This window comes from Pseudomonas sp. PL-6, from assembly GCF_054110165.1.
In genome coordinates this window covers 540,119-559,632 of the sequence record NZ_CM134189.1, presented here as the reverse complement: position 1 = coordinate 559,632, position 19,514 = coordinate 540,119, and the positions used below count along the sequence as shown (strand labels likewise).

Annotated in this window: 14 protein-coding genes; 7 read left to right on the top strand and 7 right to left on the bottom strand. The window is 68.2% G+C overall.

Translation table 11 applies throughout. The features are described from left to right. Positions 1 to 20 precede the first annotated feature (20 nt). The 4 genes from waaC to glnE all read right to left on the bottom strand — a co-directional run bounded on the left by waaC (position 21) and on the right by glnE (position 6,093). Positions 21 to 1,022: a lipopolysaccharide heptosyltransferase I gene (gene waaC, locus ACW9UL_RS02485; protein ID WP_457788742.1), complete on the bottom strand. Its 1,002-nt coding sequence runs from the start codon at positions 1,020 to 1,022 to the stop codon at positions 21 to 23. Then, positions 1,022 to 2,056 (bottom strand): lipopolysaccharide heptosyltransferase II, encoded by a 1,035-nt coding sequence (waaF, locus tag ACW9UL_RS02480; RefSeq protein ID WP_457788741.1) that lies wholly within the window; start codon positions 2,054 to 2,056, stop codon positions 1,022 to 1,024. The genes waaC and waaF overlap by 1 nt, the downstream gene beginning before the upstream one ends. Positions 2,057 to 2,166: 110 nt before the next feature. Beyond that, positions 2,167 to 3,090: a branched-chain amino acid transaminase gene (locus ACW9UL_RS02475; protein ID WP_457788740.1), complete on the bottom strand. Its 924-nt coding sequence runs from the start codon at positions 3,088 to 3,090 to the stop codon at positions 2,167 to 2,169. Positions 3,091 to 3,150: 60 nt separating this feature from the next. Then, positions 3,151 to 6,093: a bifunctional [glutamate--ammonia ligase]-adenylyl-L-tyrosine phosphorylase/[glutamate--ammonia-ligase] adenylyltransferase gene (gene glnE / locus ACW9UL_RS02470; RefSeq protein WP_457788739.1), complete on the bottom strand. Its 2,943-nt coding sequence runs from the start codon at positions 6,091 to 6,093 to the stop codon at positions 3,151 to 3,153. 270 nt (positions 6,094 to 6,363) lie between these two features. On the opposite strand from glnE, the gene aceE reads away from it, so the two are divergent. Both aceE and aceF read left to right on the top strand, forming a co-directional pair. Next, the gene (gene aceE / locus ACW9UL_RS02465; protein WP_457788738.1) at positions 6,364 to 9,009 is read left to right on the top strand and encodes a pyruvate dehydrogenase (acetyl-transferring), homodimeric type; all 2,646 of its coding nucleotides are present in this window, start codon (positions 6,364 to 6,366) and stop codon (positions 9,007 to 9,009) included. 11 nt (positions 9,010 to 9,020) lie between these two features. Then, positions 9,021 to 10,688, top strand: a complete 1,668-nt coding sequence (aceF, locus tag ACW9UL_RS02460; protein WP_397495856.1) for a dihydrolipoyllysine-residue acetyltransferase — start codon at positions 9,021 to 9,023, stop codon at positions 10,686 to 10,688. A gap of 284 nt (positions 10,689 to 10,972) precedes the next feature. Here aceF and ACW9UL_RS02455 read toward each other — a convergent pair whose 3' ends face one another. Then, on the bottom strand, positions 10,973 to 11,509 hold the full coding sequence (locus ACW9UL_RS02455; protein ID WP_457788737.1) for a hypothetical protein: 537 nt from the start codon (positions 11,507 to 11,509) through the stop codon (positions 10,973 to 10,975). Positions 11,510 to 11,648: 139 nt separating this feature from the next. Between ACW9UL_RS02455 and ACW9UL_RS02450 the strand changes: the two genes are divergently transcribed. From ACW9UL_RS02450 to ACW9UL_RS02440, 3 genes are read left to right on the top strand one after another with little or no spacing between them, the layout of a single operon-like run. Continuing rightward, positions 11,649 to 14,360, top strand: coding sequence for a putative bifunctional diguanylate cyclase/phosphodiesterase (locus ACW9UL_RS02450; RefSeq protein ID WP_457788736.1), 2,712 nt, complete (start codon positions 11,649 to 11,651; stop codon positions 14,358 to 14,360). A 50-nt stretch (positions 14,361 to 14,410) separates the two neighbouring features. Beyond that, on the top strand, positions 14,411 to 15,070 hold the full coding sequence (gene msrA / locus ACW9UL_RS02445; RefSeq protein WP_457788735.1) for a peptide-methionine (S)-S-oxide reductase MsrA: 660 nt from the start codon (positions 14,411 to 14,413) through the stop codon (positions 15,068 to 15,070). A 16-nt stretch (positions 15,071 to 15,086) separates the two neighbouring features. After that, a complete protein-coding gene (locus tag ACW9UL_RS02440; RefSeq protein ID WP_397495853.1) occupies positions 15,087 to 15,284 on the top strand; it encodes a putative motility protein in 198 nt (65 codons plus the stop codon). Between the two features lie 57 nt (positions 15,285 to 15,341). Here the strand turns inward: ACW9UL_RS02440 and ACW9UL_RS02435 are convergent, their stop codons facing one another. Both ACW9UL_RS02435 and ACW9UL_RS02430 read right to left on the bottom strand, forming a co-directional pair. Continuing rightward, positions 15,342 to 16,190 carry a 23S rRNA (adenine(2030)-N(6))-methyltransferase RlmJ gene (locus tag ACW9UL_RS02435; RefSeq protein ID WP_122109209.1) on the bottom strand — a complete coding sequence of 283 codons (849 nt, stop codon included), beginning with the start codon at positions 16,188 to 16,190 and terminating at the stop codon, positions 15,342 to 15,344. Between the two features lie 26 nt (positions 16,191 to 16,216). Then, entirely contained in the window at positions 16,217 to 17,104 is an 888-nt protein-coding gene (locus tag ACW9UL_RS02430) for a LysR substrate-binding domain-containing protein (RefSeq protein ID WP_457788734.1), read from the bottom strand. 93 nt (positions 17,105 to 17,197) lie between these two features. On the opposite strand from ACW9UL_RS02430, the gene ACW9UL_RS02425 reads away from it, so the two are divergent. Both ACW9UL_RS02425 and ACW9UL_RS02420 read left to right on the top strand, forming a co-directional pair. Continuing rightward, on the top strand, positions 17,198 to 18,406 hold the full coding sequence (locus ACW9UL_RS02425) for a YbfB/YjiJ family MFS transporter (protein WP_457788733.1): 1,209 nt from the start codon (positions 17,198 to 17,200) through the stop codon (positions 18,404 to 18,406). Then, positions 18,378 to 19,427 (top strand): NAD(P)H-dependent flavin oxidoreductase, encoded by a 1,050-nt coding sequence (locus tag ACW9UL_RS02420; protein ID WP_457788732.1) that lies wholly within the window; start codon positions 18,378 to 18,380, stop codon positions 19,425 to 19,427. The genes ACW9UL_RS02425 and ACW9UL_RS02420 overlap by 29 nt, the downstream gene beginning before the upstream one ends. Positions 19,428 to 19,514: the final 87 nt, after the last annotated feature.

Here is a 19,514-nt window from a genome sequence, read left to right as displayed (position 1 = left end):
GGAACTATTGCATGACGGCATCAGAGGGTCTCCGGCGCCAGCAACAGCGCCTCCAGTTCGGTGCCCACACGCTCGGCGTCCAGGCCGTCGAAACAGGGCGCATGACGATCGCCGCTGCCGGCGCCGGGGCCGCTGGCGCACAGATGAATCTGGCTGCGGCCGTAGGCACCGACCTTGCCCGGCAGCGTCGGGCCGTACAGCGAGATGCTCGGCACATCCAGTGCCGCGGCCAGGTGGCCGAGGCCGGTGTCCACCGCCACGCAGGCGCTGGCGCCGGCGATCACCTTGGCCACCCCGGCCAGGTTCAGCTTCGGCAGCACGGCGGCATGGGTCAGGCCGGCGACGATGCGTTCGGCGCGCGCCTTCTCCATCTCGTTGCCCCAGGGCAGGCGCACCGCCCAGCCGAGGGCGTCCATGCGCTCGGCCAGGGCGCGCCAGTCGGCCTCCGGCCAGTGCTTGCTGGCCCAGGTGGTGCCGTGCAGGAACAGCAGATAGGGCTGCGTTGCGCCGTCCATCATCGCCGCGCGGTTCAGTCCGTAATCGCCGCTGCCGCTCGGCAGCGGGTAATCCAGCGCCTGGGCGAACAGCTGGCGCACCCGCTCCAGCGCATGCTGATCCTTGGTCACCGCGTAACGGCGGTCGTAGAAGCGGCTGGCCAGCGGCTCGCGCGCCGAATCGCGATCCAGCCCGGCCACCGGCGCCTTGACGTAACGGGTCAGCCAGGCGCTTTTCAGCAGGCCCTGGGCGTCGATCACCAGATCGTAACGGGTCTCGCCCAGGCGCTGTTTGAAGCGTTTCCACTCGCCGCTGCGCCAGGTCCGCAGCGGATGCTGGCGCCAGCGGCGGATGGCCACCGGGATCACCTGGGCCACGGCCGGATGCCAGGCGGGGATTTCGGCGAAGCCCTCCTCCACCACCCAGTCGAAACGGATGCCGGGAATCGCCCGCGCCGCATCGGTCAGCGCCGGCAGGGTATGCACCACGTCGCCCAGCGACGAGGTCTTGACGATCAGTACCCGCACTACTCGACCTCGACCGGGTCGCCCACCAGCCGATCGAGGGCCTCGATCACCGGGCGCGGCTTGAGTTCGCGCAGGCAGTTGTAGTGGCCGAAGCGGCAGGTGCGGTCGAAGCAGGGGCTGCACTCCAGGCCCAGGCGGACGATCTCGACCTGGTCGGCCAGGGGCGGGGTGAAGCCCGGCGAGGTGGAGCCGTAGACCGCCACCAGCGGACGATTCAGCGCCGCCGCCACGTGCATCAGCCCGGAATCGTTGGACACCACCGCGCCGGCCGCCGACATCAGGTCGATGGCCTCGGCCAGGCTGGTCTGTCCGGAGAGGTTGACCGCCTCCTCGCGCAGCCCGGGAATCAGGCGCATGCGGATGTCCTCGCCGCCGGCGTGGTCGTTCTTCGAGCCGAACAGCCACACCTGCCAGCCGGCGCGGATCTTGATCTCGGCGACCTTGGCGTAGTGCTCGGCCGGCCAGCGCTTGGCCTCGCCGAACTCGGCGCCGGGACATAGCGCCAGCACCGGGCGATCCAGCTGCAGGCCGAACTTGGCCAGCGCCGCCTGGCGACTGCCTTCATCGATTTGCAGGCGCGGCTGCGGATAGGGCTTGGGCAGCTCCGTGCCATCCTCATACGCCAGCGCCATAAAGCGCTCGATCATCAGCGCATAACGGTTCTTGTCCAGCGTGCGGATATCGTTGAGCAGGCCGTAGCGCAACTCGCCCTTCCAGCCGGTGCGCTTGGGGATGCCGGCGAACCAGGGCACCAGCGCGGATTTCAGCGAGTTGGGCAGCAGTATCGCCTGGTCGTACTGGCCGGCCAGCGACTTGCCGATGCGCCGGCGGGTGGCCAGCTCAAGCACGCCATGGCCGAGCGGCAGGCTCAGCGCGGCGCGCACCTCGGGCATGCGCTCGAGAATCGGCCGGCTCCAGTCGGGCGCCAGCACGTCGATCTCGCAGTCGGGATGGCGTCGTTTCAGACACTGGAACAGGGTCTGCGCCATTACCATGTCACCGACCCAGCTGGGGCCGACAATCAGAATTTTCATACGGGCAATATCGGTAGGTTGGGTTGAGGAGCGAAGCGACGAAGCCCAACGGGCATGGCCTGGGTCGGCGCCATGTTGGGCTTCGCTGCGCGCTCAGCCCAACCTACGGGTCACTTCACCAGAGTGCGCCACTCGGCGTGAGCACTGGTCTTGCCGGTGACCAGATCGAAGTAGGCTTTCTGCAGCTTCTCGGTAACCGGGCCGCGGCGGCCGATGCCGATCTGCCGGCCGTCGACTTCGCGGATCGGCGTGACCTCGGCGGCGGTGCCGGTGAAGAAGGCCTCGTCGGCGATGTACACCTCGTCGCGGGTGATGCGCTTCTCCACCACCTTGATGCCCAGCTCGCCGGCCAGGGTCAGGATGGTGCTGCGGGTGATGCCGTTGAGGCAGGAGGTGACTTCCGGGGTGTACACCACGCCGTCCTTGACCAGGAAGATGTTCTCGCCCGAACCCTCGGCCACGTAGCCTTCCGGATCCAGCAGCATGGCCTCGTCGGCGCCGCCGGAGATGGCTTCCTGCAACGCCAGCATCGAGTTGATGTAGTTGCCGTTGGCCTTGGCGCGGGTCATGGAGATGTTGACGTGGTGACGGGTGAAGGAGCTGGTGCGCACCTTGATCCCGTTCTGCAGCGCCTCCTCGCCCATATAGGCGCCCCAGTTCCAGGCGGCGACTATGACATGCACCTTGAGGCCGGCGGCGCGCAGGCCCATGCCTTCGCTGCCGAAGAACACCATGGGGCGCAGGTAGGCGCTGTCCAGGCCGTTCTCGCGCACCGCGGCGCGCTGCGCCTCGTTGATCTCTTCCTTGGTGAAGGGGATCTGCATGTTGAAGATGTGCGCCGAGTCGAACAGGCGGTCGGTGTGCGCCTGCAGGCGGAAGATCGCGGTGCCGTCCGGGGTGTCGTAGGCGCGCACGCCCTCGAACACACCCATGCCGTAGTGCAGGGTGTGGGTCAGCACATGGGTGTTGGCTTCGCGCCACGGCACCAGCTCGCCGTCGTACCAGATCACGCCATCACGGTCGGACATCGACATCTTGCCTGCTCCTCAATTCGCTTCGCGGTTCGATCATTCGCGGGGTTCTGCCCCCTGTATTCAGCTCAGTTCCAGTTGGCGCCACAGACGCATCACCGCGCGGCGCTCGTCCTGGAACTGATTGCCCGGCACCACCCCGGGCTGCTTCTGCAGCGCCTGGCGGTGGGCGGCCGAGCGGTAAACCTTGTAGACCTCGCGTAGCAGCGCGGCATCCTCGACAGACATCAGGCCGACCCGCTCCAGACCTTCCAGAATGCGGATGTTATCGGTGAATTCGAGCAGTTGCGGGTGTTGCCACGACCAGGCCAGGGCCGCGTATTGCACCATAAATTCGATATCGACGATACCACCGGCATCCTGCTTCAGATCGAAGGAGGCCGCGGCCTCGAAGGCATTCTCCGCGGTGCCGGCGGCGGTGGCGCGGGTGCCGAGGTTGTCGCGCATCTTCGCCCGCATCTCGCTGACCTCGGTGCGCAGCGCGGCGATATCGCGCCGGCGGCCGAGCACCTCGCCGCGCACCCGGGCGAATTCGCCGGCCAGGCGCGGGCAGCCCACCAGCACCCGCGCGCGCACCAGCGCCTGGTGTTCCCAGGTCCAGGCCTCGTTCTCCTGATAGCGCTGGAAAGCGCCGAGCGAGCTGACCAGCAGCCCCGCCGCGCCGGACGGGCGCAGGCGCATGTCCACCTCGTACAGCGCACCGGAGGTGGTCTGGGCGGTCAGCAGGTGGATGATGCGCTGGCCCAGGCGGGTGAAGAACTGCGCGCCGTCGATGGGCTTGGCGCCGTCAGTCTCGGCCTGCGGGTCGCCGTCATGGATAAACACCAAGTCGAGATCGGAACCATGGCCGAACTCCAGGCCGCCGACCTTGCCGTAGCCGACGATGATGAAGTCCGGGTCACAGAAACTGCCGTCGCCGCGCCGCGGCCGACCGTGGCGCTGCACGGTGTGCTGCCAGGCCAGCGCCAGCACCTGATCGAGGATGGCCTCGGCCAGCCAGGTCAGGTAGTCCGAGACCTTCATCAAGGGCAGCGTGCCGGCGATTTCCGAGGCGGCCACGCGCAGGCTGTGGGCCAGCTTGAAGTGACGCAGCGCCTCCATCTGCTGCTCCAGGTCGTCCTCGGGAATGCGGATCAAGCGCTCGCGCAGCTCGGCCGCCAGCTCCGGCGCCAGCGGCGGGCAATATAGCCGCCCTTCGTTGAGCAGCTCGTCGAGCAGCAGCGGAAAACGCGCGATCTGCTCGGCGATCCACGGGCTGGCCGCGCACAGGGTGATCAGTCGCTGCAGGGCGCCGGGGTTCTCGCTCAGCAGCACCAGATAGGCCGAGCGCCGCGCCACCTTCTCCACCAGCGGCAGCACCCGCTCCAGCACCAGATCCGGCGCCTCGTGCTCCACGCTCTGCGCCAGCAGGCGCGGCACGAAGGCGTCCAGGCGCTCGCGACCGAGACGCTGCATGGCGCGCACCTGCGGGCCGTTGCGCAGGTCGCCGAGACGCTTGAGCGCGGTCGCAGGCTCGGCGAACCCCGCTTCCTGCAGCTGGCGCATGGCGCCCTCCTCGTCCAGCGCCTCCTCCCACAAAGGCAGCCATTCGGCGCCGACGCAGGCCTCGCCGCCCTGCGCCTCGTCCTCGTCGGGATCGGCGATCACCTGCTGGAAATGCCACTCGATGCGCCCGCGCCAGTGCATCAGGCGCTCGTGGAATGCGCCCCAGTCGGCGAAGCCCATGATGGTCGCCACCCGCGCCTGGTCGCGCGCGTCGGCCGGCAGCATCTGCGTCTGCCGGTCGCCGATGCCCTGCAGGGCATGCTCGGTGTAGCGCAGGAACTCGTAACCCTCGCGCATCTCCGCCACCACCGCCGGTGGCAGGTAACCCTGACCCTCCAGGGTCGCCAGCACCTTGAGCAGCGGCCGCTGCTGCAAGCTGAGGTCGCGCCCGCCGTGGATCAGCTGGAAGGCCTGGGCGATGAACTCGATCTCGCGGATGCCGCCGGCGCCCAGCTTGATGTTCTCGCTCATGCCCTTGCGTCGCACCTCCTGCTGGATCAGCAGCTTCATCGCGCGTAGCGCCTCGATGGCGGAAAAATCCAGGTAACGGCGGTAGACGAAAGGCCGCAGCATCTCCAGCAGCTCGGCGCCGGCGGCCTGGTCGCCGCCGACCACGCGCGCCTTGATCATGGCGTAGCGCTCCCAGTCGCGGCCCTGGTCCTGGTAGTACTGCTCCAGCGCGTTGAAGCTGAACACCAGCGCGCCACTCGAACCATAAGGGCGCAGGCGCATATCGGTGCGGAACACGAAGCCGTCGACGGTGATGGCGTCCAGCGCCTTTATGAGTTTTTGCCCGAGGCGGATAAAGAACTCCTGGTTGTCCAACGGCCGCTTGACCCCCTCGGTCTCACCGCCTTCCGGGTAGCCGAAGATCAGGTCGATGTCCGAGGACAGGTTCAGCTCATGGGCGCCGAGCTTGCCCATGCCGAGGATCACCATGTGCTGCGGCTGGCCGCTGCGCCGGCCAATGGGCGTGCCGAACTGCGCGCAGTGGCGCGGATAGAGCCAGTGATAGGCCAGGTCGATGCAGGCATCGGCCAGGTCGGAGAGGTCGCGACAGGTCTCGCTCAGCGGCACCAGGCGAGCGATATCGCGCCAGATGATGCGCAGCTGCTGGCGGTTGCGAAAACGCCGCAGGCAACGCGCCAGCGCCTCCTCGTCGCCACACCCGGCCAACTGCTCGGCCAGCTGCCCGCGCAACTCGCCCGGCGCCAGGCTGCGCTCCAGTTCGCCGGACTCGCCCAGGGCGAGGAACATCGCCGGGTCGCGCTGCGCCTGCTCGGCGACGAAATCGCTGAGCGCCGCCACCCGTCGCCAGGCCTCGCGCCGCGGCGCCGGCCAGGTGCCCCACTGCGCGGGCAAGCCCTCATGCTCGGCCAGCACCGCCTGCAGCGACTGCTCGGCGCGCTCGGCCAGGGGGATCAGGGAGGGGGGCAACTCGACCGGCAACGGCAGGCTCATGGTCTATCCTTTTCGCGGACTGCCGGACGCATGGCGGGTTCACCCGGAACCCCGCTCCTGCGGGGCGCGCACGGCCGGCAGCGGCGCGGATTGTAGTTTTACTACTAAAGAATTGTATCCAGAGGGCTGAATCCGCCGTCGAAATGTAGTAAAACTACAAGCGGCCGGTCCTACCCCCGGTAAATCCAAGAATTCAACTCGCCCGCCCAAAAAGCCGGCGAGACCCAACTGGCCTCCGATTCTGGAAGCCTTTCCGCCCTGGAGCAAGCCATGCAAGACCTCGATCCGATCGAAACCCAGGAATGGCTGGACGCCCTTGAATCCGTCCTCGACCGTGAGGGTGAAGACCGTGCCCATTACCTGATGACCCGTCTGGGCGAGTTGGCCACCCGCAGCGGTGCGCAACTGCCCTACGCGATCACCACGCCGTACCGCAACACCATCCCGGTCACCCACGAAGCGCGCATGCCCGGCGACCTGTTCATGGAGCGGCGCATCCGCTCGCTGGTGCGCTGGAACGCGCTGGCCATGGTGATGCGCACCAACCTGGACGATCCGGATCTGGGCGGCCATATTTCCAGCTTCGCCTCCTCGGCGACCCTGTACGACATCGGCTTCAACTACTTCTTCCAGGCCCCGACCGACGAACACGGCGGCGACCTGGTGTTCTATCAGGGCCACGCCAGCCCCGGCGTCTACGCCCGCGCCTTCATGGAAGGGCGCATCAGCGAAGAGCAGATGCAGAACTTCCGCCGCGAGGTGGACGGCAAGGGCCTGTCCTCCTACCCGCACCCCTGGCTGATGCCGGAGTTCTGGCAGTTCCCCACCGTGTCCATGGGCCTGGGCCCGATCCAGGCGATCTACCAGGCGCGCTTCATGAAGTACCTGGAGGCGCGCGGCTTCATCCCCGCCGGCAAGCAGAAGGTCTGGTGCTTCATGGGCGACGGCGAGTGCGACGAGCCGGAATCCCTCGGCGCCATCGCCCTGGCCGGCCGCGAGAAGCTGGACAATCTGATCTTCGTCATCAACTGCAACCTGCAGCGCCTCGACGGCCCGGTACGCGGCAACGGCAAGATCATCCAGGAACTCGAAGGCGTGTTCCGCGGCGGCGGCTGGAACGTCAACAAGGTAGTCTGGGGCCGCTTCTGGGACCCGCTGTTCGCCAAGGACAAGGACGGCGCCCTGCAGCGTCGCATGGACGAGGTGGTCGACGGCGAATACCAGAACTACAAGGCCAAAGACGGCGCCTACGTGCGCGACAACTTCTTCAACACCCCGGAACTCAAGGAGATGGTCAAGGACCTGTCCGACGACGAGATCTGGAAGCTCAACCGCGGCGGCCACGACCCGTACAAGGTCTATGCGGCCTACCACCAGGCGGTCAACCATCAGGGCCAGCCCACCGTGATCCTGGCCAAGACCATCAAGGGCTACGGCACCGGCGCCGGTGAAGCGAAGAACACCGCGCACAACACCAAGAAGGTCGACGTCGACAGCCTGCGCCAGTTCCGCGACCGCTTCGACATCCCGGTCAAGGACGAGGAGCTGGAGAAGCTGCCGTTCGTCAAGCCGGAGCCGGGCAGCCCTGAGTACAAGTACCTGCACGAGCGCCGCGCCGCCCTCGGCGGTTTCGTGCCGCAGCGCCGGCCCAACAGTTTCAGCATCCCGACCCCGCCGCTGGATACCCTCAAGGCCATCCTCGACGGCTCGGGCGACCGCGAAATCTCCACCACCATGGCCTTCGTGCGCATCCTCGCGCAACTGGTCAAGGACAAGGAACTGGGTCAGCGCATCGTGCCGATCATCCCGGACGAGGCACGCACCTTCGGCATGGAAGGCATGTTCCGCCAGCTCGGCATCTACTCCTCGGTCGGCCAGCTGTACGAGCCGGTGGACAAGGATCAGGTGATGTTCTACCGCGAGGACAAGAAGGGCCAGATCCTCGAGGAAGGCATCAACGAAGCCGGCGCCATGAGCTCGTTCATCGCCGCCGGTACCTCCTACTCCAACCACAACCAGCCGATGCTGCCGTTCTACATCTTCTACTCGATGTTCGGCTTCCAGCGTATCGGCGACCTGGCCTGGGCGGCCGGCGACAGCCGCACCCGCGGCTTCCTCATCGGCGGCACCGCCGGACGTACCACGCTCAACGGCGAGGGCCTGCAGCACGAGGATGGCCACAGCCACCTGATGGCCGCGACCATCCCCAACTGCCGCACCTACGACCCGACCTACGGCTACGAGCTGGCGGTGATCATCCGCGAGGGCACCCGGCAGATGATCGAGGAGCAGCAGAACGTCTTCTACTACATCACCGTGATGAACGAGTCCTACCAGCAGCCGGCCATGCCGGAAGGCGTCGAGACCGGCATCATCAAGGGCATGTACCTGCTCGAGGAAGACAAGAAGGAGGCCGCCCACCACGTGCAGCTGCTGGGTAGCGGCACCATCCTGCGCGAAGTGCGCGAGGCGGCGAAGATCCTGCGCGAGGAGTTCAACATCGGCGCCGACGTATGGAGCGTCACCAGCTTCAACGAACTGCGCCGCGACGGCCTGGCCGTGGAGCGCATCAACCGTCTGCACCCGGGGCAGAAGCCCAAGCAGGCCTACATCGAGCAGTGCCTGTCCGGGCGCAAGGGCCCGGTGGTGGCCAGCACCGACTACATGAAGCTGTTCGCCGAGCAGGTGCGCCAGTGGGTGCCGAGCAAGGAGTACAAGGTACTGGGCACCGACGGCTTCGGCCGCAGCGACAGCCGCAAGAAGCTGCGTCACTTCTTCGAGGTGGACCGCTACTGGGTCGTCCTGGCCGCCCTGGAAGCCCTGGTGGACCGTGGCGAGATCGAAGCCAAGGTGCTGGCCGACGCCATCGCCAAGTTCGGCATCGATCCCGATAAAGCCAACCCCCTGGACTGCTGAGGAGCGTAGCGATGAGTGAATTGATTCGCGTACCCGACATCGGCAGCGGTGAGGGTGAAGTTATCGAGTTGTTCGTCAAGGTCGGCGACCGTATCGAAGCCGACCAGAGCCTGCTGACCCTGGAGTCGGACAAGGCCAGCATGGAAATCCCGGCGCCCAAGGCCGGCGTGGTCAAGGAACTGAAGGTCAAGCTCGGCGACCGCCTGAAAGAGGGCGACGAGCTGCTGGTGCTGGAAGTCGAAGGCGGCGCCGAGGCGGCGCCTGCGGCCAAGGTCGAAGCCGCCCCGGCCGAGGCCCCCAAGGCTGCCGCCGCACCCGCTCCGGCCGCTGCTCCGGCGCCGGCCGCCGCTGCCACCAGCAGCGTGCAGGACGTGCACGTGCCGGACATCGGCACCGACGGCAAGGTCAAGGTCATCGAGGTCCTGGTCAAGGCCGGCGACAGCATCGAAGCCGACCAGTCGCTGATCACCCTCGAGTCCGACAAGGCCAGCATGGAAATCCCCTCGCCGGCCGCCGGCGTGGTAGAGGAAGTGCTGGTCAAGCTGGATTCCGAAGTCGGCACCGGCGACCTGATCATCAAGCTCAAGGTGGCCGGTAGTGCGCCTGCCGCACCGGCCGCGGCGCCCGCCGCCGCGCCGGCCAGCCAGGAGGTGCACCGCGTGCCGGAAGGCGCCGCACCGGAAGTGGCCGCCGAAGTGCGCGCCATCGCCGCGCTGTCGGCCGCCGCCGCCGAAGTTGCCAATGCACCCAAGCGCGACGCCGCCAAGGTGCACGCCGGGCCTGCCGTACGCATGACCGCGCGCGACTTCGGCGTCGACCTGGCCGACATCACCGGCACCGGACCGAAAGGCCGCATCCTCAAGGAAGACGTGCAGGCCTACGTCAAGGCCATGATGAGCAAGGCCAAGGCCGCGCCCGAGGCGGGTGTCGCCACCGGCGGTGCCGGCATCCCGCCGATCCCGGCGGTGGACTTCAGCAAGTTCGGCGAAATCGAGGAAGTGGCGATGACCCGCCTGATGCAGGTCGGCGCCGCCAACCTGCACCGCAGCTGGCTCAACGTGCCGCACGTGACCCAGTTCGAGTCGGCCGACATCACCGAGCTGGAAGCCTTCCGCGTGGCGCAGAAGGCCGTGGCCGAGAAGGCCGGGGTCAAGCTCACTGTGCTGCCGCTGCTGCTCAAGGCCTGCGCCCACCTGCTCAAGGAGCTGCCGGACTTCAACAGTTCGCTGGCCCCCAGCGGCAAGGCGATCATCCGCAAGAAGTACGTGCATATCGGCTTCGCCGTGGATACCCCGGACGGTCTGCTGGTGCCGGTGATCAAGAACGTCGACCAGAAGAGCCTGCTGCAGCTTGCTGGCGAAGCCGCTGCCCTGGCGGAGAAGGCGCGCAACAAGAAGCTGTCGGCCGACGACATGCAGGGCGCCTGCTTCACCATCTCCAGCCTCGGTCATATTGGCGGCACCGGCTTCACGCCGATCGTCAACGCGCCTGAGGTGGCGATTCTCGGCGTGAGCAAGGCGAGCATGCAGCCGGTATGGGACGGCAAGGCCTTCCAGCCGCGCCTGATGCTGCCGCTGTCACTGTCCTACGACCACCGGGTGATCAACGGCGCCGCCGCCGCTCGCTTCACCCAGCGCCTGTCGCAGCTGCTGGCGGATATCCGCACCCTGCTGCTGTAAGGTCGCGCACCACCTTTCGAGCACGCCACGCTCGTATCCTCAACCCCGCCCGTTCAGGCGGGGTTTTTTTTGACTATGTTCCAGCCACAAGAGCCGCAACACAGGCGGCTTCCCGTTGCGCGCGCCCGGCAACGCCGCCGTTCAACCCCTCTGCACGTTACGAAGCAGAAAGCTCAGACCGTAGGTTGGGTTGAGGCGCGCAGCGCCGAAGCCCAACGAGCCGCACGCGGGTTGTTGGGCTTCGCTGCGCTCAGCGCCAACCTACCGGCGAGCGGGCCGCCGAGTCAGCCCTTCTGCACGTTGCGAATCAGAAAGCTCAGCGCCTTGGCCAGCTCGGCCGCGCCCTGGTGATCGCGCAGGATGCTCAGCAGCGGGCTGCCGTCGCCGGGGTTGATCAGCACGCAGCGGATGCCGCCGGCCGGGCATTCGTAGCGAATGAAGGGATCGACGCCGAACACCGACACGCGCTGGTTGCGCACGGCGATATCGGTGCCCTGGGCGCCGCGACTTTCCTCGCGCAGGATCAGCTCGCCGGGCGCGCCGATGCCGATGCGGTAGAGCAGATCCTGACGCTGCGCCTGGCCGACCTGGTAGGCGGCGCGCAGCGCATAGGTGTCGAGCAGCGCGTTGCTGTGGGCGAGCAGCGCCTGGCGCTCGTCGGCGGTCAGGTACAGGCGCTTGAGCCCGTCCAGGTAGGCGGCCTGCTCGTCGCCCTGCAACCCGGCGACCGCTTCGGCGTCGGCGGCAGTCGCCGGCGCGGCAGCGAACAGCGCGCCCAGCAGGGCCAGGGCCATCAGTTTTCTTGTCAGTATCGATTGCATGATGCACCCTTGCCGAACGCTATAGTGAAGTAGGCCTGAGCCCGAGCCTCCGTCCGTACCGCCACTGCCTCGGGCAGCGGCGGCCCCGTACCGAGAACGGATGCCTCGCCTGGTCAGCATACTGGAAGCCCGCCGCCCAATGAAAAGCCATCCCGATGCCGGCACCCGCTCGGCAGCCGAGGTTGTGACGCAGTTGCCAGTGCCCTCGCGGCTCGGCATGTTGCGTTTCGAGCGCTTGAACGAGCCGAGCTGGGCCCTGCTGTTTCTCGATCCCGCCTGCGAACGCCAGCTCGGCATCAGTGCCAGCGACCTGTGCGCCCTGGTCGATGCGCCCTACGCCAGCCTGATGGAACCCGAAGCGCGCTACCGCCTGCACGACGCCATCCAGCAGCAGCTGCTGCAGGGCCCGCACTACCTGGTGCGCTATACCCTGCACACCCCTCAGGGCGCGCTCAACCTGCTGGAAGTGGGCGAACCCTTCAAGCAGCGCAACCGCCAGCTGCTGCGCGGCTACCTGCTGGTGGCGGACCAGAGCCTGAGCCAGTGCAGCCCGCCCGAGCAGGAGCTGCAGGCGCAGAACCAGCAGCTGCGCAGCTCGCTGCAGCAGTTCCAGCGCGCCCAGGACGACCACCTGCAGCACCTGCAGCGCTCGCGCACCCAGCAGCGCCTGATCGTGCGCCTGGCGCGCCAGCGCTACGTCTCCAGCGACCCGTTGCTGGAGGCCGCCGAGCTGATCACCCAGGCCGCCTGCGAGGTCTACGGCGTAGCCCGCGCCGGCCTGTGGAAGCTCGGCAGCCACAGCCTGGAGTCGGTGACCCTGTACCGCCGCGACCTGGCTCGCCACGAACGCCTGGCCGATATCGACGCGCGCGCCTTCCCGCGCTACCTGGAAGCGCTGCACAGCGGCCGCGCCATCGACGCCGAGGACGCCCGGCACGACCCGCGTACCGCCGAACTGAACGCCAGCTACCTCGAACCGCTGGGCATCGGCGCCATGCTCGACGCCGGAGTGCGCGTCGACGGCGAGGTGGTCGGCGTGCTGTGCCTGGAACATAGCGGCGGCCCGCGCACCTGGCAGGCCGACGAGATCGCCTTCGCCGGCGAACTGGCCGACCAGTACGCCCAGGTACTGATCGGCCAGCAGAAGCGCAGCGCCACCCATGCCCTGCACCTGTTCCAGCGCGCGGTGGAACAGAGTGCCAGCGCCTTCCTGCTGGTCGACCGCGACGGCCGGGTGGAATACGTCAACCCCAGCTTCACCGCCATCACCCTGTACAGCGGCGACGAGGTCTGCGGCCGTCGCCTGTCCGAGCTGCCGGCGCTGGCCAACCTCAGCGACCTGCTGTTCGATGCCCGCTCCAGCCTGGCCGAACACAACAGCTGGCAGGGCGAGTTCCGCAGCCGGCGCAAGAACCAGGAGCCCTACTGGGGCCAGCTGTCGATCTCCAAGGTGTACGGCGACGACGGCGAGCTGACCCACTACATCGGCATCTACGAAGACATCACCGAGGCCAAGCTGGCCCAGCAGCGCATCGAACGCCTGGCCTACACCGACAACCTGACCAACCTGGGCAACCGCCTGGCCTTCATCCGCAGCCTCGAGGAACGCTTCGCGCGCAGCCCGCGACCGCCGCTGGGGCTGCTGCTGGTGGACATCGACAACTTCAAGCGGATCAACGACAGCCTCGGCCACCAGACCGGCGACAAGCTGCTCTCGGCCCTCGCCCGGCGCCTGCGCAACAGCCTCGGCGCCAAGGGCAGCCTGGCGCGCTTCGCCAGCAACGAGTTCGCCATCCTCCTCGACGGCGGCGACCAGGAGGCCGCCCAGCGCATCGCCCAGCAGGTACTGCAGACCCTGGACAAGCCGCTGTTCGTCGACAACCAGCTGATCAGCATCACCGGCTCGGTCGGTCTGGCGCTGGCGCCGCAGCACGGCGACGACCCGCAGACCCTGATGAAGCACGCCGGCCTGGCCCTGCACAAGGCCAAGGCCAACGGCAAGCACCAGGTGCAGCTGTTCACCGAGGCGCTCAACGCCGAGGCCAACTACAAGCTGTTCGTCGAGAACAACCTGCGCCGCGCCCTGACCCAGAGCGAACTGGAGGTGTTCTACCAGCCCAAGCTGTGCCTCAAGAGCGGCCGGCTGCTGGGCATGGAGGCGCTGCTGCGCTGGCACCACCCGGAGAAGGGCATGATCCGCCCCGACCAGTTCATCAGCGTGGCCGAGGAAACCGGGCTGATCATCCCCATCGGCAAATGGGTGGTGCGTCAGGCCTGCCGCATGAGCAGGCAGCTCAGCGCCATCGGCCTGGGCGAGCTGCAGGTGGCGATCAACCTGTCGCCCAAGCAGTTCTCCGACCCGGATCTGGTCGGCTCCATCGCCGCCATCCTCCACGAGGAACAGCTCGAACCCCGGCTGCTGGAACTGGAACTGACCGAGAGCCTGCTGCTGGAAGCTACCGAGGACACCCGCCACCAGCTCAGCCGCCTGAAAAGTCTGGGCCTGACCCTGGCGATGGACGACTTCGGCACCGGCTATTCCTCGCTCAGCTATCTGAAGAAGTTCCCCATCGACGTGATCAAGATCGATCGCAGCTTTATCAAGGACATTCCCGACAATCAGGACGACATGGAGATCACCTCGGCGGTGATCGCCATGGCCCACAACCTCAAGCTCAAGGTGGTCGCCGAAGGTATCGAGACCGGCGCCCAGCTCGGCTTCCTGCGCCGCCAGCAGTGCGACGTCGGCCAGGGCTACCTGTTCGACCAGCCGATTCCCGGCCGCGAGCTGATCGACAGCCTGCGTCGCTATCCCTGCTGGCCGAGCGTCCCGGCCGACCAACGGGCGTAATGGGGCGCGTCGTGCGCAGTCCACTGCTTGCCCATTTTCAGGAGATCATCATGGTTCTGCGCTCCCAGATCCTCGCCCACAAGCTCGAGCTGCCCAGCGCCGAGCAGGCCCTGCCCGGCCGCAGCGAAGCCCTGCCGGTGCCGGCCGCCCACCAGGTCAACGGCCACCCGCTCAAGCCGCCCTTCCCCGCCGGTCTCGAGCAGGCGGTGTTCGGCCTCGGCTGTTTCTGGGGCGCCGAGCGGCGCTTCTGGCAACAGCCCGGGGTGTACAGCACCGCAGTGGGTTATGCCGGCGGCCATACGCCGAACCCGACCTACGAGGAGACCTGCTCCGGCCTGACCGGGCATACCGAGGTGGTGCTGGTGGTGTTCGACCCGCGGCAGACCAGCTTCGAGGCCCTGCTCAAGGTGTTCTGGGAGGCACACGACCCGACCCAGGGCATGCGCCAGGGCAACGACCGCGGCAGCCAGTATCGCTCGGCCATCTATTGCCAGGACGCGGCGCAACTGGCTGCCGCCCGCGCCAGCCAAGCGCGCTTCCAGGCCGAGCTGGACAAGGCCGGGCTCGGCGCCATCACCACCGAGATCCGCGAGGCGCCGCCGTTCTACTACGCCGAGGCCTATCACCAGCAGTACCTGGCGAAGAACCCGAACGGTTATTGCGGCCTGGGCGGAACGGGCGTATGCCTACCGCCTGAACCCAAGGCCTGAAGGAGGGGCGATCACCATGGAACTGAGCAGCATCGCCAGCCAGGTTTCCAGCCAGGCGTCGGCGCAATTCTCGGCGCAGATGTCGCTCCTGCTGCTGCGCAAGACCCTGGAGCTGCAGGCGTCCGGCGTCGCCAGCCTGGTGCAGGCGGCCGCCCCGGTCAGTGCGCCGAGCAACCCGCCGCATCTGGGCAACAGCATCGACGTGATGGCCTGAGACGCTGCGCCGAAGCGGCCCCGCCGGGTGCGCCATGCGCAGCGTCCCCAGGCTCGCTCAAGCGGCCGGCTTTTCCTCGATCAGCCAGTCCAGGCGCCAGCCGCCCAGGCTCTGGCCGAGCGCATCGGCCAGCCAGGGCAGCAGCTGCCTGAGCTCGTCCTCCAGGCCCCAGGGCGGGTTGCTGATCACCAGGCCCGAGCCGGTCAGCCGGCTGGCATCGTCCGGCGCGTGCACGTACAGCTCGGCGCGCAGCAGCTTGGGCGCGGCGCTCTTTTGCAGATCCCGGTAGAAACGCGCCAGCTGACGCTCGTCCTTGATCGGATACCAGATCACGACGATGGCCTGGCGCATGCGCCCGTGCGCCTCGTTCAAGGCCTCGACGCAGCGCTGCAGCTCGTCGGCCTGCTCGAACGGCGGGTCGATCAGCAGCAGCACGCGCTTCTCGCGGGTCGGCAGCAGCGCCCGCGGCACATGCCAGCCCTCGCCCAGGTGCACCGCTACGCGGCGGTCGCCGCGCATGTTGTCCTTGAGCAGGCGGCCGTCTTCCGGGTGTTTCTCGTTCAGCTGCAGGCGATCCTGCTCACGGCTGAGCAGGCGCGCCAGCTCCGGCGAGCCGGGGTAGTAGCGCAGCTCGCCGTCCGGGTTCATCGCCCGCACCACTTCCAGGTAGGCCTCCACCGCATCCGGCAGCTGCGTGGCCTGCCACAGGCGGCCGACGCCCTCCAGCCATTCGCCGGTGCGGCTGGCCTGATCGCCGCGCAGGTCGTACAGGCCGATGCCGGCGTGGCTGTCGAGGTAGGCAAAGGGCGCCTCCTTGCGCGACAGCAGGGCGATCAGGCGGGTCAGCACCAGGTGCTTGAGCACGTCGGCGTGGTTGCCGGCGTGGAAGGCGTGGCGGTAGTTCATGGATGTCTCCGAAGCGGTCGCCAAGTTTACCCGCTGAGCGGGCTTTGCGCGCGCATCAGCTCCAGCAGCAGCGCCAGCGGCGGGTGCTCGCCGGCATCGCGGCGGCGCGCCAGCAGCGTGGTGGTCGCCCCGAACTCCGCGGCGATGGCCTGGTACTGCACCAGGTGCACACGTGGGTGGCGCTCGAGCAGGCTGCGCGGCAGCAGGCCGATGCCCATGCCGGCGGCGATGCCGGCGAAGATCGCGTCGATCGAGCCGTAGCTCTGCCGCGCCGCCACCTGCAACCCGCGGCCGACCACCCAGCGCTCCAGGCGCTCGCGATAGTGACAGCCCTCGGGGAAGCCCAGCAGGGTCTGCGGCCGCGTCTCCAGACTGTCGGCATCCTGCGTCGGCGGCAGTACCAGCATCAGTTCCTCCTGCCAGATCGGCAGGCACTCGAGCTGCGGATGCTCGAACGGCCCACCGATCAATCCGGCGTCCAGCTCCCCGGCCAGCACGCCCTCGACCAGGCGTCGGCTCGGCCCGGTGCTGAGCTGCAGGTTGACCCGCGGCGCCCGCTGGTGGAAAGCCGCGAGCAGCTCCGGCAGACGCACGGCCGCGGTGGTTTCCATCGAGCCCAGGCGCAGGTCGCCACTCCAGATATCCTCCTGCACGCTGCGCCAGGCCGTCTGACAGAGCTGTTCCAGATGCTCGGCGTGGGGCAGCAGGCGCTCGCCGGCCGGGGTCAGACGCAGGCGCTGGCCCTGACGCAGGAACAACCGGGTGTCGAGTTGCTGCTCCAGCTGGCGCAGGCGCGCCGAGACGTTCGACGGCACGCAGCTCAGGCGCAGGCCAGCAGCGCTCAGCGAGCCCTCGCGCGCCACGGCGAGGAAATAGCGGAACAACTGCGGATTGAGTCGCTGCCAGGCGCCCATGAACATCACCAAAAGTGAAAAATGAAAGCAGTATTTTTCACTAACGATCGATCAACGACAACGACTAAGGTGCGCAGCACGACCGGAGGCCCTATGCCCAGATGTGACCGCGCCCACCTCACTGCGTTGCTCGCCGCCGCCCTGGCGCTGGTGGTCGTGCACGCGCTCGGCCGCTTCGCCTATACCCCGCTGCTGCCCCTGCTGCTCGACGATGGCCTGTTCGACCTGAGCCAAGGCGCCCAACTGGCGACCTGGAACTACCTCGGCTACCTGCTCGGCGCCCTGCTCGCGCTGCCCATGGCCAACCCGCGCGGCTTGCGCCTCGGCCTGCCGGCGGCCCTACTGATCAATGCCGGCCTGACCCTGGCCCAGGTCTTCACGCAGGACATCGCCCTGCTGGCTGCCCTGCGCCTGACCAATGGCATCAGCAACGGCGTGGTGTTCGTCCTCGCCCCGGCACTGGTGCTGGAATGGCTGGCCCTGCGCCAGGCCACGGCGCTCAGCGGTCTGGTCTATCTGGGTTTGGGCGGTGGCATGTTGCTGTGCGGCCTGCTGGTGGCCATCACGCCCTGGCAAGGGCCGCTGCGCTGGCTGCCGATCGCGCTGTGCGCCCTGCCTCTGGCGCTACTTTGTGCTCCGATGCTAAGGCGCCTGGCACGGGACCTGCCCGACAAGCCCCCCGCGACCGCCCGTGGCGCACTGTTCGGCAGCCACAATCTGGCGTTGCTGATGGCCTATCTGGGGGCAGGCCTGGGTTACATCCTGCCGCTGACCTTTCTGCCGGCCCTGGCTCGCGAACAGCTGCCCGCCGGTCATCCGCTACTGGTCGGCAACTGGTGGTGGACGGCGCTCGCCTGCCTGATCTCGGCGAGCCTGTGGAACCAGGCCGGTGCCTGGCTGGGCGACCGCCGCGCCCTGCTGGCCAACTACCTGCTGCAACTGCTCGGCGTGGCCATGCCGATCCTGCTGCCCGGCCCCGTCGGCGTGCTGGCCTGCGCCCTGCTGGTGGGCGGCACCTTCCTCGGCACCGTATTGCTGACCCAGCGCTTGGCCCGCGCCCTCAACCCGGACCAGGGCTTGCGCCTGGCCGCCCTGCTGATCAGTCTGTACAGCGGCAGCCAGTTGCTCGGCCCCTGGCTGGTGCAGCACTGGACTGCCGCCGGCCATAGCCTCACCAGCAGCTTCCTTATCGGCACGGCGGCATTGCTCTGGGCCCTGTTGTGGGCCTGGCAGGTGTCCGAACCACGATCCCTCGCTGAAATGGAGCCATCCCATGTCTCTCACCGCCCTGCTCGACACTGACCTGCCCCTGATCCAGGCGCCGATGGCCGGCTCGCAGAACCATCGCCTGACCGCCGCCGTGTGCCAGGCCGGCGGCCTCGGCTCGCTTCCCTGCGCCATGCTCACGCCCGCCGCACTGCGCCAGGAGCTGCAGGCGCTGCGCGCCCTGACCAAGGGCCCGTTCAACCTGAACTTCTTCAGCCATGTGCCGCCCGCGCCGGATGCGGCCCGCGAGGCGACCTGGCGCGAGGCGCTGGCGCCCTACTATGACGAGCTGGGTCTGGACCCGTCGGCTATCGCCGGCGGCCCGGGGCGCCTGCCGTTCAACGAAGAGGCGGCGGCGCTGGTGGAGGAGTTCCGCCCCGCGGTGGTCAGCTTTCATTTCGGTCTGCCGGAGGAAGCCTTGCTGCAGCGGGTACGGCGCAGCGGCGCGAAGATCCTGTCCAGCGCCACCACCCTGGACGAGGCACTGTGGCTGCAGCAACGCGGCGTCGATGCGGTGATCGCCCAGGGCCTGGAGGCCGGCGGCCATCGCGGCCACTTTCTCGACTTCGACCTGAGCCGCCAACTCGGCCTCTTCGCCCTGTTGCCGCAGCTGGTCGATGCGCTGTCGGTGCCGGTGATCGCCGCCGCCGGCATCGGCGACGCCCGCGGCGTAGCCGCGGCCATGGCCCTGGGAGCGGCCGGGGTGCAGGTCGGCAGCGCCTACCTGCTGTGCCCGGAGGCGAGCACCAGCGCCGTGCACCGCGCCGCGCTGCAGAGCCCGGCGGCGCGCCATACGGCGCTGACCAACCTGTTCAGCGGGCGCCCGGCGCGCGGCATCGTCAACCGCCTGATGCGCGAGCTGGGGCCGCTGAGCGAACGGGCGCCGGCCTTCCCCCTGGCCACCGCGGCCATCGCGCCCTTGCGCGCGGCAGCCGAAGCCCAGGGCAGCGGCGACTTCTCGCCGCTGTGGGCCGGGCAGAACGTCGCCAGTTGCCGGCCGATGCCGGCCGCCGAGCTGACCCGCGAGCTGGCGCAGGGCTTCGCTCGTTCGATCTGAAGAACCGTCACTCCCGCGCAGGCGGGAGTCCAGGCGCCGCCAATTTCCTGGGTTCCCGCCTGGGCGGGAACGACGGTTAACTGGCTC

Excerpts from the sequence above, each read along its gene's own strand:
- ACW9UL_RS02440 (WP_397495853.1), top strand. The coding sequence starts at position 15,087 with ATGGAACTGAGCAGCATCGCCAGCCAGGTTTCCAGCCAGGCGTCGGCG.
- ACW9UL_RS02425 (WP_457788733.1), top strand. The coding sequence starts at position 17,198 with ATGCCCAGATGTGACCGCGCCCACCTCACTGCGTTGCTCGCCGCCGCC.
- ACW9UL_RS02430 (WP_457788734.1), bottom strand. The coding sequence starts at position 17,104 with ATGGGCGCCTGGCAGCGACTCAATCCGCAGTTGTTCCGCTATTTCCTC.
- ACW9UL_RS02455 (WP_457788737.1), bottom strand. The coding sequence starts at position 11,509 with ATGCAATCGATACTGACAAGAAAACTGATGGCCCTGGCCCTGCTGGGC.
- ACW9UL_RS02450 (WP_457788736.1), top strand. The coding sequence starts at position 11,649 with ATGAAAAGCCATCCCGATGCCGGCACCCGCTCGGCAGCCGAGGTTGTG.
- ACW9UL_RS02420 (WP_457788732.1), top strand. The coding sequence starts at position 18,378 with ATGTCTCTCACCGCCCTGCTCGACACTGACCTGCCCCTGATCCAGGCG.
- glnE (WP_457788739.1), bottom strand. The coding sequence starts at position 6,093 with ATGAGCCTGCCGTTGCCGGTCGAGTTGCCCCCCTCCCTGATCCCCCTG.
- aceF (WP_397495856.1), top strand. The coding sequence starts at position 9,021 with ATGAGTGAATTGATTCGCGTACCCGACATCGGCAGCGGTGAGGGTGAA.
- ACW9UL_RS02475 (WP_457788740.1), bottom strand. The coding sequence starts at position 3,090 with ATGTCGATGTCCGACCGTGATGGCGTGATCTGGTACGACGGCGAGCTG.
- msrA (WP_457788735.1), top strand. The coding sequence starts at position 14,411 with ATGGTTCTGCGCTCCCAGATCCTCGCCCACAAGCTCGAGCTGCCCAGC.
- waaF (WP_457788741.1), bottom strand. The coding sequence starts at position 2,056 with ATGAAAATTCTGATTGTCGGCCCCAGCTGGGTCGGTGACATGGTAATG.
- ACW9UL_RS02435 (WP_122109209.1), bottom strand. The coding sequence starts at position 16,190 with ATGAACTACCGCCACGCCTTCCACGCCGGCAACCACGCCGACGTGCTC.
- aceE (WP_457788738.1), top strand. The coding sequence starts at position 6,364 with ATGCAAGACCTCGATCCGATCGAAACCCAGGAATGGCTGGACGCCCTT.